Annotated in this window: 12 protein-coding genes and 1 pseudogene; 5 read left to right on the top strand and 8 right to left on the bottom strand. The window is 69.9% G+C overall.

The window, feature by feature from the left end; all coding sequences use genetic code 11:
* Positions 1-14: 14 nt before the first annotated feature.
* The 3 genes and pseudogenes from ACIQJT_RS26600 to ACIQJT_RS26590 form a co-directional block, all read left to right on the top strand.
* The gene (locus tag ACIQJT_RS26600; RefSeq protein WP_402647529.1) at positions 15-947 is read left to right on the top strand and encodes a DUF5937 family protein; all 933 of its coding nucleotides are present in this window, start codon (positions 15-17) and stop codon (positions 945-947) included.
* Between the two features lie 219 nt (positions 948-1,166).
* Positions 1,167-1,352, top strand: a complete 186-nt coding sequence (locus ACIQJT_RS26595) for a hypothetical protein (protein WP_402647527.1) — start codon at positions 1,167-1,169, stop codon at positions 1,350-1,352.
* Between the two features lie 122 nt (positions 1,353-1,474).
* Positions 1,475-1,912, top strand: a pseudogene (locus ACIQJT_RS26590) (2'-5' RNA ligase family protein); the annotation flags it as partial.
* Here ACIQJT_RS26590 and ACIQJT_RS26585 read toward each other — a convergent pair.
* Complete coding sequence (locus ACIQJT_RS26585) at positions 1,863-2,018, bottom strand: DUF6131 family protein (RefSeq protein ID WP_086724005.1); 156 nt, start codon at positions 2,016-2,018, stop codon at positions 1,863-1,865. The pseudogene ACIQJT_RS26590 and the gene ACIQJT_RS26585 overlap by 50 nt on opposite strands.
* A gap of 313 nt (positions 2,019-2,331) precedes the next feature.
* Between ACIQJT_RS26585 and ACIQJT_RS26580 the strand changes: the two genes are divergently transcribed.
* Positions 2,332-3,150 (top strand): SAM-dependent methyltransferase, encoded by an 819-nt coding sequence (locus ACIQJT_RS26580; RefSeq protein ID WP_402647524.1) that lies wholly within the window; start codon positions 2,332-2,334, stop codon positions 3,148-3,150.
* Positions 3,151-3,282: 132 nt separating this feature from the next.
* Here ACIQJT_RS26580 and ACIQJT_RS26575 read toward each other — a convergent pair whose 3' ends face one another.
* From ACIQJT_RS26575 to ACIQJT_RS26565, 3 genes are all read right to left on the bottom strand, one after another.
* Positions 3,283-4,194 carry a hypothetical protein gene (locus ACIQJT_RS26575; protein WP_365464148.1) on the bottom strand — a complete coding sequence of 304 codons (912 nt, stop codon included), beginning with the start codon at positions 4,192-4,194 and terminating at the stop codon, positions 3,283-3,285.
* Positions 4,195-4,391: 197 nt separating this feature from the next.
* The gene (locus ACIQJT_RS26570) at positions 4,392-4,781 is read right to left on the bottom strand and encodes a hypothetical protein (protein WP_365464145.1); all 390 of its coding nucleotides are present in this window, start codon (positions 4,779-4,781) and stop codon (positions 4,392-4,394) included.
* 238 nt (positions 4,782-5,019) lie between these two features.
* Positions 5,020-5,472: a peptidoglycan-binding protein gene (locus tag ACIQJT_RS26565; protein WP_402647520.1), complete on the bottom strand. Its 453-nt coding sequence runs from the start codon at positions 5,470-5,472 to the stop codon at positions 5,020-5,022.
* Between the two features lie 393 nt (positions 5,473-5,865).
* On the opposite strand from ACIQJT_RS26565, the gene ACIQJT_RS26560 reads away from it, so the two are divergent.
* A complete protein-coding gene (locus tag ACIQJT_RS26560) occupies positions 5,866-6,855 on the top strand; it encodes an ornithine cyclodeaminase family protein (RefSeq protein WP_402647517.1) in 990 nt (329 codons plus the stop codon).
* Between the two features lie 51 nt (positions 6,856-6,906).
* Here ACIQJT_RS26560 and ACIQJT_RS26555 read toward each other — a convergent pair whose 3' ends face one another.
* From ACIQJT_RS26555 to ACIQJT_RS26540, 4 genes are all read right to left on the bottom strand, one after another.
* Positions 6,907-7,749 carry an alpha/beta fold hydrolase gene (locus tag ACIQJT_RS26555; protein ID WP_402647514.1) on the bottom strand — a complete coding sequence of 281 codons (843 nt, stop codon included), beginning with the start codon at positions 7,747-7,749 and terminating at the stop codon, positions 6,907-6,909.
* Positions 7,750-7,753: 4 nt separating this feature from the next.
* Positions 7,754-8,371: a dihydrofolate reductase family protein gene (locus tag ACIQJT_RS26550; RefSeq protein ID WP_402647512.1), complete on the bottom strand. Its 618-nt coding sequence runs from the start codon at positions 8,369-8,371 to the stop codon at positions 7,754-7,756.
* Between the two features lie 106 nt (positions 8,372-8,477).
* The gene (locus ACIQJT_RS26545; protein ID WP_365464132.1) at positions 8,478-9,029 is read right to left on the bottom strand and encodes a hypothetical protein; all 552 of its coding nucleotides are present in this window, start codon (positions 9,027-9,029) and stop codon (positions 8,478-8,480) included.
* 160 nt (positions 9,030-9,189) lie between these two features.
* Positions 9,190-10,902: a glycosyltransferase gene (locus ACIQJT_RS26540; RefSeq protein WP_402647510.1), complete on the bottom strand. Its 1,713-nt coding sequence runs from the start codon at positions 10,900-10,902 to the stop codon at positions 9,190-9,192.
* Positions 10,903-11,423: the final 521 nt, after the last annotated feature.

Genomic DNA, 11,423 nt, shown 5'->3' with positions numbered 1-11,423 from the left:
CCTTATGGGAGTTGATGTGCGCTGTCTGTCGCCTCCAGGCCCGTCAGGGGATCGTCGAGTTCGGTCACTGGCGTCGCGAGACGGTTCAGCGGCTGTCGCGGGACCGTAGGGCCGCACACGCCCTGGGGACCCTGCGCACCGTCATCCCGGCCTCCGGCTACATCCCCGACTTCCTGACGCCGCCCGTCACGGGCGAGTGCCTGGAGGCGGGGCTCGAACAGTTGCGGGCCACACCCCGTGACCGACTGACCGCGGAACTGACCCGGCTCGCCGACACCCGGCCGGTGCCGGGCTGGATGCGCGGCCCTCACGAACGGGCGAGCCCTTCGCTGAAACTGGTGTCCGACGCACTCCGGGCCTCGTTCCAGGCGTTCCTGGACCCCTACTGGCGGCATGTCCGTTCGGCCGTGGGCGACGACGTGTCGATCCGCACGCGGGCCGTGCTGGACGGCGGCACCGCCGCTCTCCTGGAGGGCCTGCAACCCTACGCCCGCTGGAACCCGCCGTATCTGGACGTCGACTATCCCGTCGACCGCGAACTGCGTTTGGAGGGGCGGGGGTTGACGCTCGTGCCGTCGTACTTCTGCTGGCGCAGACCTACCGCCCTGGCCGACCCCTCTCTCGATCCGGTGCTCGTCTACCCGATCAGGAAACAGCCGCTCGACATCGCCCGGGCGGGTGAGGAACGGCTGGACCGACTGCTCGGCCGGACCAGGAGCGCGGTCCTCGTCGACGTGGCAGGGCATCCCGCCCGTACCACCACCGAGGTGGCGCAGGCCCTCGAACTCGCACCGGCCAGTGCGAGTTATCAGATAGGCGTCCTGCGCGGGGCAGGACTCATCGTCAGCAGACGGGACGGCAAACACGTCGAGCACACGGCGACGTCACTGGCCCTCAACCTGCTGGCCGGCACGGGCACGACGTTTCGAAGAGGCTCGAAAACATAGCGGCCCGCGCGAGTGCGGGGCATCGTCTTCACAGACGTCGAACGACCAGGGGGAATCACATGGGGCGTGCCCTCAAGGCCGCGCTGATCGCACTGTTGGTACTCGGCTGCTGCTCCGTCCTGGCTGCCGGCCACGCATCGGTTCAGCACGTGACGATCAGGGCCCGCTAGCACGACCCACGTCCCGAAGGACACCGACCGACAACCAATGGGGGAACCAATGAACTTGCGCCGACGCGCGATCACCGTCGTGTTCCTGGCCGCGACCGCCCTGGGCGCCCTCGGCGCGCCCGCCATGGCGGCGCCGATGCCGTGGGAAACGAGCAGGGTCCCGGCCGTACCGGCCGCGCCAGACGCACACGACGGCACGGTCACCGTCCAGTGCGCGCCTCCCTGCTACCAGTAGGCGAGAAGTCGGTGACGCTCGCAGGTGACGCCCGCTGAGTGTCACCGACACCGATTCGACAGGGCGGTTCGGCCCCACCTGCGTGCCGGGTGGGGCCCCGCTGATGGACAGAGGCCCGGCTCGACCACTGCGGCCAGTTCTCCGGGGTGCTGTACCTCGCCGTTGAACCGGACAGGCACTTCAGGTATCTCACCGAGGCGATCGTCGAGCGGTGGCCGGAACACCCGCTGTACGGGGGCCAGTTCGCCGACGTCGTCCCGCATCTGACCGTCGCCGCGTGCGCGAGGGGTCGTCCGCCGAGGGGCCCACCAGGCGGTGCCGAAACAGAAGGTGCTCTTTCTCGGGAAGCCCGTCCGGGAGGCCCGTCACTCACCCTTGATGCCCGGACCACCGGCCCGGGCATCAGAAGGTTCCTCCCTCGGCAGGCCCAGCCGCCGAGACCTACGGCTGAGACGGGCCTGTCCTCAGGGGACAGGCCTCGAGTCAGACGCCGTTCGAGGTCAGACCCGGTCACCAGTAGTGGCGACGGCCGGCGACCGCGTGCCCCATGGACCCCATGACCCAGAAGACGGCTCCCAGAACGGCCAGGATGATGCCGAGGGTCCACAAGATCGATATGCCGGTGAGGAAACCGACGACAAGCAGAATGATGCCGAGCGCGATCATGTCGTGCCTCCTGGTGTGAGCTGACGTGTTACCTCCCGAATGCCCCGAAGCGGCAACATCACCCCACCCGACGGCGGACATCGAGCGGGAGCTTCTCGGGGCGCCGCTCCGGGCTGCCGGACGGATGAGCGTTCACGGTGATCAGGTGGTCGCGTCAACAGCCCCCTGAACCTCACCGGCACCATGATCACCAGCAACACCTCGTGCCCCAGCGCACACACCCCGCTGCCGGCACCGGTCCGTCCGCACCGGAGAGGGGTCGGGCATCTCAAAACCGTGGTCAGCAGCGCATGTTGCGGGGAAAATGTCGGCCATGACGTACGAAGGCTCCACCATCGACCCGTCCAAGCCGAGCATCGCCCGCGTGTACGACTACCTGCTGGGCGGCAAGGACAACTACGCCGTCGACCGAGAGATCGGCGACGTGTTCAAGCGCGACCTGCCCGGATCGGTGGCCATCGCCTTCGCCAACCGCGCGGCCCTGACACGCGCGGTCGGGGAGATCGTGAAGACGACCGGCATCCGGCAGTTCATCGACCTGGGCAGCGGCCTGCCGACCGCCGACAACGTCCATCAGGTCGCGCAGCGGCACGCCCCCGAGGCCCGGGTCGTCTACGTCGACATCGACCCCCAGGTCCTGGTCCACGGGCGTGCGCTGCTGGAGAGGGACGAGCGGACCCGGGTGGTCGCGGTCGACGTCCGCGACCCCGAGGCCATTCGCACCCACGCCGACACCCTGGACCTGATCGACTTCGGTCGTCCCGTCGCCGTGATGTTCAGCGCCATCCTCCACCACGTCAACGACGACGAGGACCCGGCCGGTATCGTCCGCTACTGGCGCGAGAACGTCCCCTCCGGCAGCTACTTCTTCGTCAGCCACTTCCGCTCCGGCAACAACCCGGAGACGCAGGAGGCCGAGAGGGTCCTCCAGCAGACGTTCGGTCGCGGCCGGTGGCGCACCGACGAGGAGATCGCCGCCCTCCTCGACGGCCTGGAGCTCCTGGAGCCGGGCATCGTCCCCGCTCCCCTGTGGCGTCCGGACCAGGTCGACACCCCCTGGGACGACGGCGGGCAGCGGGAACTCACGGTCTGGGAACACCTCATCGCCGCCGCCCTCGCCCGCAAGCCCTGAGCCGCGGCGGGGATCGGTCGAACGACGACGCGCCTCCCACCACGATGCCCCGGCCCGGACTCCGCTCCTCGGAAGGAGCCGGAGTCCGGGCCGGGTGGTGTTGCTGTGCCTCTGCGCGTCAGGACAAGGGGATCAGACCCGGGTGAGGCGGACCGCCACCGTCTCGCCGACCGTCAGCGGCTTGTCGTAGTCCGGGTCCGTCGCCGTGGCGCGGCCCTCGACCTCGACGTCCCCCTTCTGGAAGGGGACCGAGCCGGTGGGTACCGCCGTACCGGTCCAGGCGACCGGGGCACCCGGCGTGCAGGACACCGACGTGGAGAACGAACCCCGGATGAGGTCGCGCCTCTTCACCTGGGTGACGTCGCCCGCCACGGTCACCTGCACCGGCTTGTTGCAGCTCACCGTGCCGTGGAAGGTGGCCTTGCCGTTGAGGGAGCTCGCGGTGCCGGCCAGCGCGATGTCGAGGCCGAGGTCGAGTTCGGCCGGAGGTGCCGGGTTCTCGATGTGGACCTCTCCGCGCGCGGCCGGGGTGCCTCCCTCGCAGTGCTGCACGAAGTCGGCGTCCAGCTTCTTCACGTAGCCCTGGGGGCCGAACTCCACCGCGGAGACGGTGAAGGTGCCGGTGAGCTGGTTGCAGCCACGGCCGTTGCCGCTGAGCGACAGGCCCGGCTCGGGTGCGTCGTTGAACGGGTAGCGGGTGGCTCCGGTGTACGTCCCTGGTGTCAGGGCCTTGCCGGACGGCGCCGCGAGGTCCAGGGTCCACCAGTCGCCGTTCGCTCCGTCGACGGAGACGGTGACCACACCGTTGTCCGAGCTGCCGGAGACGTTCATGCGGTCCTGGGACGCCGTCGCGTAGGCGTAGGACCGGCCGCCGCTGATGTAGTCGTCCTCGTCACCGCTGAAGGTGAAGGAGCCCTCGGTGACCGGCAGGGCGTGGGCTTCGGTGCCGGAGAGCAGTCCGGTGGTTCCGGTGGCCATGGCCAGCGCCAGTGCGAGGGTGGCGGTGGCCCGGGCCAGGACGCGTCCGGGCATGCTGAGATGCATGGTGTTCCCCCTGTGAGATGAGTGGATCCCGTCCGCCGACGTGGTGCGCGCACGCGTGTGGTCGCACGCTTGCAGGCGTGTTCTCCCGTCGGCGAGGTGAGTCTGCCAATCAGAGGGATGTGCGACAACCGTGTTTCAGGTGTGGTGAGTTGATGTTCCAGCCAACCCGTGGGAGCCGCCGAATCGGCGGGAACGCGTCAGGCGTCAGGGTCGACTGCGGGGTGCGTGAACCGCACGGGCCTGCCCAGCGACCGGGCGTAGGCGATCTCGGCTCGGGTGCTGTCTCCGATGTAGTCGCCGACCACGAGCACCTCGTCGGCGAGCCGGATCTTCGCCCGGTGCAGGTCGGCGAGCCGAACCCTCAGCGCCTCGACCTCGACAGGATCGCACCTGAGTGCGTCCGGTGACTTCATGTCGAAGCCCGGTTTGACGACGATCCTTCCGGCTTTGGTCTCCCGCAGGTCGGCCTCGGTCATCTCGGTCATGAATCGGGTGGAACCGCAGATCACGACGATACGCGGGAGGCTCAGCAGCTTCTTCGCGTCGGCGAGCTGCTGCTCGGCGCCGGGCAGTCGCGGGTCTGACACCGGGTCCTCCTGGCGGTGTGGTCCAAGGGATGCCTGCGGACGCGAGAACGAGGTGAACCCGATCGTCGTGACGAACGTGGACTCCCCCGTGACCGCACCCTATGCGAGGACCGCGGACATGGTGAAAGGGCGCCCGGACCGGCGCCGTGGCGGGCTGGCCCCGCCGGAAATGGAAGCCGGGCCGGCCGAGTGGTCCCCTTACCCACTCGACCGGCCCGACGTGCTTTGCGGGATGGGCTCAGCAGCCAGTGGCGTTGTAATTCCAGAACGCGGCCCTGGTCTGGGGTCCGGCGATCCCGTCGGGGGTTCCGGCGTTTTCACCGACGGCGTTCAGGAACTTCTGCAGCGCCCTGATCGTGTTCGGCCCGACGACTCCGTCCTCGGTGCCGGCGTTGTAGCCCCAGGCGTTGAGCATCCGCTGGGCCGCCTTCCAGCTGTTGGTGCCGAGCTGCCCGTCCTCGGTTCCGGCGTTGAAGCCCCAGGCGTTCAGGCAGCTCTGCCAGTTCTTGGCCCGGGCCGTGTTCAGCCCGAGGTTGTTCACTGCGAGGACCGACGCAGGCCGACTGCTGACCGCAAGCTTGGTGGCCTGCTGCGGAGCCGCCACGCTCACACTCGCACTCGCGAGACCTCCAGCGGCAATGCCGACGACCGCGCTCGCGGCGACGAGTGTCCTGGTCAGAGAAGTGCGCATTACTTCCTCTTTCCGATCGACTACGAGACTTCGGCGCGACCTCCTTTATCGGCTGTCCGCGCCGCCGCAAGCGTGTCAGGATCGTGCGCGCAAATCTCCCGAAAGCACGAGCCGCTTTTTCGTATGACCGAGTTCAGGCCATAGCGCAAGATCCGCCCACGACGGAATACTTTCCGTCAGAGGATCACCGCGAATTCTGGCCGAAATTCGCGTCCTCCAGTTCGCCGTGACTCGAATTCGCCGCCGGGAGGAGCGGGTGATCTTTACCGCGGACGTGCGGATGAACCTGTGCGCGGGCGACGGCGTGTCGAAGCCCGGACCGTGTGGGGCCGCGGTTGAGGCTTCGGCTGTGCGGTCGTCGGCCGTACGACCGGCATCTGGAGGCTGAGACGCATGCTTGTACTGGGTCGCTCACAGGTCGAGGCTCTCCTCGACCTGGACGCGCTGATCGACGCCCTGGCCCTCGCGATGGCCGATCTCAGCGCGGGCCGTGCTTCGGTACCCGATCGCGTCGCTGCCCTGGTGCCTGAACGCGACGGGTTCCTGGCGGCCATGCCGGGCTTCCTGCCGTCGGCCGGGGCGCTCATGACCAAGCTGGTGTCGCTCTTCCCGCACAACGACGGCGTCCGGTTGCCCACGCATCAGGCGCTGATCGTGGCGTTCGACCCGGACACCGGTGAGCCCGCTGCCCTGCTGGACGGTACCGCCATCACCGCGGCGCGCACCGGCGCCTGCTCCGCGCTGTCGGCGCGACTGCTCGCCCGCGAGGACGCCACGGTGCTGGCGGTGCTGGGCACCGGTGTGCAAGCCCGCTCCCATGCCCGCGCGATCTGCCGGGTCCGGCCGATCCGGCAGATCCGCGTCGCGGGCCGCGATCCGGCGAAGGCGGCTGCCCTGGCGGCGGAGCTGTCGGCCGAACTGGAGGGCGAGGTGCGGGCCGTGTCCGGTTACGCCGAGGCGCTCGACGGCGCGGACATCGCCGCGGCGACGACACACTCCGTCGAACCCGTGGTCCGCCGCTCCTGGCTGACCCCCGGGGTGCACATCACGTCGGTGGGGTACAACCCCGCCGGTCGCGAGGTCGACGACGCCACGGTGGCCGAGGCACTGGTGTGCGTCGAGTCGCGTCGGGCGGTGCTCGCCCCGCTTCCCGCGGGCAGCAACGACCTGCTCCTGCCGATCCGCGACGGCGTCATCACCGCCGATCACGTGCACGCCGAACTGGGCGAACTCGTCACCGGCAGCAGACCTGGACGCACCGCACCCGACCAGATCACCCTCTACAAGTCGGTCGGCGTGGCAGCTCAGGACGCCGCAGCGACGGCTATGGTCCTAGCCTCCGCCCGCGAGCGGTCCATCGGCGAGGAGACGACGTTGGGGTGACCTGTCGACCGGAGGGCCACGCACGCGTGGCACCGCCCTGCTCTCTTCGACCTATCCCAGGCCGAGCATCGCTTCGGCGACCTCGCCGACCGCCGTTCGGGGGATCGCGGTGGCGGCCTCCTCGAGGACGAGCAGCCGTGCCCCGGGAATCTCGCGCGCGATCGCCTCGCCATTGCCGACGGGGAAGAAGCGGTTGTGGCGGCCGTGGACGACGAGCGTGGGGACCTCGATCCCGGGCAGGCGCTCGCGCCAGCGGGGTGCGCAGTCGAGCCTGGCGAACACCATGCCCGTCTGGTTGGCCATCTGGACCGGGGGTGTGGTGCCGGGCGTGCGGTCCCACACACGGGCGGCGGTCGCGCGGGTGGCGACGGGGTCGTCGCCGAGGATCTCCGCTCCGGCGGCGGCGAACTCCGCGACCGCCTCGCGGTCGGCCCAATCGGGCATCGGACGGGCGAACAGTCGGCTCATCGTCGCCTGATCGTGGTCCGGGAGGTCATCGTCGGCCGGGCCAGGGGCGACCGCGCGGGTGCCGACCAGGGTCAGCGCCGAGAAGGCGCCGGGATGGTCGAGCACGGCGACCTGGGCCACCATCCCGCCGACGCCGATGCCCGCGAGGTGCGCGGGCCCGCCGCCGAGCACGTCGGCAAGGGCAGCCGCGTCGGCGGCCAGGTCGCGCAGGGTGTAGCCGGGAGCGGCCGGGTCCGCCGTAGTCGACTCTCCGCTGTCGCGCAGGTCGTAGCGCACCACACGACGTCCGCCGGCCGCGAGGCGCCGGCACAGTGCGTCGGGCCAGGAGAGCATGGTCGTCCCGCCCACGAGCAGGACGAGGGGTCCGTCGTCGTCCCCGAACGACTCGATCCCCAGGGTGACGTCATTGGCGTGGACCGTGGTCATCGGATCACCGGGAGACGTCGTAGGTGAGGTGGGTGGCGGTGGAGGTCGGAACGACGCTGCGCTGTACCAGCGTGCGGGGTGCTCCGCCGGTGAACAGTGGTGTTCCCGCGCCCAGCACGACGGGAGCGAGGTGCAGCGTCAGCACGTCGACCAGCCCGGCGTCGAGTGCCGAGCGGATCGTGGCGCCGCCGCCCATGAGGATGACGTCGAGGTCCTGGCCCCTCTCCGAGGACGCCGCCTCGGCCCGCTCGCGCGCGGTGGCGACGGCGTCGGTCAGTCCGGTGGTGACGAACGTCCAGTCGAGGTCGGTCGTTCGCACCGTCTCCGGCGGCGAGCCCGTCACCACGACGAACGCGGGTCTGCCGACCTCACCGGCACCATAGCCCGACGTGTCGTCCCAGCCCTTCGGCCCGTCGATGATGTCGAAGAGGCGACGGCCGAGGACGACGGCACCCGAGCGCGCCGTCCCCTCCCGCAGCAAGCGGCGGTCGTCGGGGTCGTCGGAGAACGCCCACGTGTGCAGGGCCTCGCCACCGGCGCCCAGCCCGTCGTCAGGACTGGGGTCGGGCCCGGTGACGAAGCCGTCGAGGGAGACCGAGATGTCAGCGATGATACGAGTCATGCAAGGGCAGACCCGATCCGTCACCTGAACTCATCGTTCGGTCCGAGTACCAGGTCCCCGGCGCCCAGCCCGGCCGGCCCGGGATCGGCCGCGTGTCCGCTGCCTCCTACAGGGCGTCCCAGACCTTGAACCAGCCGATGTTGTCGTTCGCTCGGGCGCCCACGTTCGGTGTGCCGGACCCGTAGTAATAGACGGCGTTCTGGCCGTCGTTGAGGACGGCCTGCTGACCGTCGCAATTGTTGTAGGTGGTGAACGAGGAGATCGAGTAGCGCCACAGGCCGGTGCTCAGGACGTAGCCGTCCGCGTCGCAGGGGCCGTAGTCCCCGTACACGTCGGTGCTGCCGCCGCCGTACCCGGCGTGCTCGTACCAGGTCATGAGCAGGGTCTGGCCGCTTCGCTCGACCGTCGCCGTCCTGGTGTCGGAACAGGTCCGGCTCTTCACCCGTGAGGCCTCCTCGCCCGGCCTCACCGGCTCCACGACGACGGTGCAGTACTTGCCTTCCGTCCGGGTGCCCGCCGCCTGCGCGGGGCCTGCTTCGGCGGACGCGGCGACCGACGGGGTGGCCATGGCCGTCGTGAGCAGGGACGCGGCGACCAGTCCGAGGGCGAACGAGGTTCGCCGGGGGCTCAGCGGATTCTTCTGCTTCAGCGGATGCATGTCTCTCCCGTGGGTGTGCGGCCGGAACCATTGCCCCGGCGGCACACCCATGGTCGGCGGCGCCTCTCAGGCCACGCCACGCGTTTCGGGCGTGGTCGAATACCGCTGGTCATCTCGCCCACCAACGGACCACGCCGTTGACGACGGGTCCTCAGCTTTCTCAGCCGCCGCTCCAGGGGTCCGCCCTGCGAGCCAGTTTCTTCGCGCGGCCGCGGACGTCCGGCGGCAGGCGGTGCAGGACCGTGCGGGCCGCCCGGCGGAGGGGTGGGGCCGAGGTGGTGCGCAGGTAGAGGCGGTGCGGGAGCGTGGCCTGACCCGGTGGGCGCACGGAGAGGCGGAGTTGGCCGGCCGAGCCGCCCCAGGCCGGGATCACCAGGTGGGGTGGGGTGCCGACTTTGACCGCGCCGAAGCCGAGGCCGAGGCCCGCACCGAGACCGAGATCAGGCGCGGCGGTGCCCGTTGTGTCGTCGTTGCGTGTCACGCGTGCTCTGCGGCCCACGCCCAGGAGTTGGGCGCTGGCCCACACGATGTGAGTCCCGGTTTCCAGGGGCCGGCCGCCGGCCAGGGTGAGCGGGTCGATGGGTGTCTCGCCGGTGAGGACCACGCGGTGGCGGCCACCGCCGAGCGGCTGGGTGCACGGGGTCAGGTCGGCGTCCGGGTACCACCACAGGTCGCGGGCCGTGTCATGAACCAGGAGCTCACCGTGGGCATGCCCCAGGGGATGCGCCGCCTCCCAGTTCTCGGCTCCCTTGATGCCGGCCAGCAGGTCCGGGTCCAGGAGCATGCGACCGTAGCGCTCGACCAAAGCGAGGGGTTCACCGTCGCCGCGGCGCATGGCGAACGTGGTACTCACGTGCAGCTTTCCGTCGCGCCAGCGGATGTCGTCGACCCTCAGCTCCGGCCTGATGGCCCGGGTGCGGCGGGCCAGCTCGACCAGGGAGTCCAAATAGCCCTCCTCCAGCAGGTGGGCGCGCAGCCGGGTCAGGGCGGGCAGGCCGTCACGGACACCGGGAGGGTAGGCCTCCAGCGCCATCCGGCGCACCACCTCGAAGTAGCGTTCGAGGTCTTTGCCGGTGCGTTGCAGGGCGCGGGGCTCGCCCACCGGGCGCAGCAGTTCCACGCGGTAGGAGCGGCGCAGCAGATGGTCCTGGAGCGGGCCGGGCTGGGTGTCCTGCTTGATGGCTTCCACCACGGTGCGCAGGTGGCCGTAGTAGTCCTCGGGTGTGCTGGCGCGGCTGCTGGTGTTGCCGCCGTCCTCGCGGCGGTTCCAGATGTAGCAGGGCTGGTCGGCGACGATCGAGACCGTCTTGGCCCGCACATAGGCGCGGGCCATGAACAGCTGGTCCTCCAGCCGCACCGGCCCCTCGGGAAACCTCAGGTCGTGGGCGAGCAGGAAAGCACGGCGGAACATCTTGTGCGGCGTCAGGCTCTCCATCAGCGGCGCGTCCTCGACCGTGCAGCGCTCCACCGTGCGCTTGAAGACATTGCTGGGACCCGCCATGGTGCCGACGACCTTGCCCAGCACAATGTCCGAGCGGTTGCGGTCGGCCATCCGGTGCAAAACCTCAAGGGCCTGAGGAGTCAGCTCGTCGTCCTGGTCCACGAACTGCACGTACTCCCCGCGCGCCTCCCGGACCCCGACATTGCGCGGCTTGCCCGGCCAGCCGGAATTCTCCTGATGGATCACCCGCACCTGCCGGTACGCGCCCGCCAACTCCTCCAGCCGCCGCGCCGAGTCGTCGGTCGAACCGTCATCGACATAAATGATCTCGTACGCGTCCTCCCCCAGCGTCTGGCCTAACAGCGACGGCGCACACATGTCGATATAGCGGCCCGCGTTGTACACGGGCACCACAATGCTCACCTTGAGCATGAACGCTCCCCCTAAACGGAGACAACGCGTCTCCTGTTGTTCTTTGGACGTTCAGACCCTGGCAAAGGTTGTCTAACCCGAAGCAATCAAACGATTGCCTTCAGAAAACGCCGCCACGGGAGCCGAGGATCGCGTCACCGACGCGGTCCGGCGCTTCAGTTGCCGGCCTCCGCGCGGCTTCCTCGCCTTGCTGGAAGCGGAGATGAGTCGCGGCTGCCGGTGATGGCGCCTACGGGGCGATCCCGGCGTACTCGCTGCGGGGAGAGTGGGAGAAGTGCGGCCGCCGCCCTGGGTCGGCGATGGGTGACGGCCGCTGAGCGCGAGCGCTTGCGTACTCCCCTGGCGCAAGACCTCGCGCGGGTCGCCCTTGCGGCCCGGGACGCGCGGGAGTTCGCCCCGGCTCGAGTTGCCGCGAGGACGAGGGTCGGAGCCTGCGGATCGTTCACCGCGAAAGGCGGGCTCCGGCCCGGCGTGCGATGACTGCTCCTTCGGACGCCCAGGGCGCCGTGAACAGCCGGCCC

It is taken from the genome of Streptomyces sp. NPDC091972 (assembly GCF_044756385.1).
Lineage (GTDB): Bacteria > Actinomycetota > Actinomycetes > Streptomycetales > Streptomycetaceae > Streptomyces.
Note: the sequence above shows the minus strand (reverse complement) of the source record. Positions and strands in the feature narration are given on the sequence as shown.

Coding starts and splice junctions, on each gene's coding strand:
- ACIQJT_RS26600 (WP_402647529.1), top strand. CDS start 15: ATGTGCGCTGTCTGTCGCCTCCAGGCCCGTCAGGGGATCGTCGAGTTC.
- ACIQJT_RS26595 (WP_402647527.1), top strand. CDS start 1,167: ATGAACTTGCGCCGACGCGCGATCACCGTCGTGTTCCTGGCCGCGACC.
- ACIQJT_RS26585 (WP_086724005.1), bottom strand. CDS start 2,018: ATGATCGCGCTCGGCATCATTCTGCTTGTCGTCGGTTTCCTCACCGGC.
- ACIQJT_RS26580 (WP_402647524.1), top strand. CDS start 2,332: ATGACGTACGAAGGCTCCACCATCGACCCGTCCAAGCCGAGCATCGCC.
- ACIQJT_RS26575 (WP_365464148.1), bottom strand. CDS start 4,194: ATGCATCTCAGCATGCCCGGACGCGTCCTGGCCCGGGCCACCGCCACC.
- ACIQJT_RS26565 (WP_402647520.1), bottom strand. CDS start 5,472: ATGCGCACTTCTCTGACCAGGACACTCGTCGCCGCGAGCGCGGTCGTC.
- ACIQJT_RS26560 (WP_402647517.1), top strand. CDS start 5,866: ATGCTTGTACTGGGTCGCTCACAGGTCGAGGCTCTCCTCGACCTGGAC.
- ACIQJT_RS26555 (WP_402647514.1), bottom strand. CDS start 7,749: ATGACCACGGTCCACGCCAATGACGTCACCCTGGGGATCGAGTCGTTC.
- ACIQJT_RS26550 (WP_402647512.1), bottom strand. CDS start 8,371: ATGACTCGTATCATCGCTGACATCTCGGTCTCCCTCGACGGCTTCGTC.
- ACIQJT_RS26545 (WP_365464132.1), bottom strand. CDS start 9,029: ATGCATCCGCTGAAGCAGAAGAATCCGCTGAGCCCCCGGCGAACCTCG.
- ACIQJT_RS26540 (WP_402647510.1), bottom strand. CDS start 10,902: ATGCTCAAGGTGAGCATTGTGGTGCCCGTGTACAACGCGGGCCGCTAT.